The 665-nt window shown below is 65.7% G+C and carries 1 pseudogene; it reads left to right on the forward strand.

Annotated elements, in window-relative coordinates:
* Positions 1–12: 12 nt before the first annotated feature.
* Positions 13–665, forward strand: a pseudogene (locus tag GQ56_RS47380) (ESPR-type extended signal peptide-containing protein); the annotation flags it as partial.

Here is a 665-nt window from a genome sequence, read left to right on the forward strand (position 1 = left end):
GCCGCGGGCCAGGTGACCGCGACGAGTACCGACGCGATCAACGGCAGCCAGCTCTATTCGGTCGCCCAGCAGGTCGGTACCGCGACCAGCGCCATTTCGTCGCTGTCGACTTCCACGTCGACGGGCCTCTCGTCGGCCAACAGCTCGATCACCTCGCTGTCGACCTCCACGTCGACCGGCCTGTCGTCGGCCACCAGCTCGATCGGCTCGCTGTCCACCGGCCTCTCGTCGACCAACAGCTCGGTCACGTCGCTGTCCACGTCCACATCGACGGGTCTGTCGTCGGCCAACAGCTCGATCACGTCGTTGTCGACCTCCACGTCGACGGGTCTGTCGTCGGCCAACAGCTCGATCACGTCACTGTCCACCTCGACCTCGACGGGTATCACCTCGCTGTCGACCGGCCTCTCGTCGACCAACAGCTCCGTCACCTCGCTGTCGACCTCGACCTCGACGGGCCTCTCGTCGGCGAATAGCTCCATCACGTCGCTGTCCACGTCGACCTCGACCGGCCTCTCGTCGGCCAACAGCTCGATCACGTCGCTGTCCACCTCGACCTCGACGGGCCTCTCGTCGGCGAATAGCTCCATCACGTCGCTGTCGACCTCGACCTCGACGGGTATCACCTCGCTGTCCACCGGCCTCTCGTCGACCAACAGCGTCGT

It is taken from the genome of Burkholderia paludis, assembly GCF_000732615.1.
Classification (GTDB): domain Bacteria; phylum Pseudomonadota; class Gammaproteobacteria; order Burkholderiales; family Burkholderiaceae; genus Burkholderia; species Burkholderia paludis.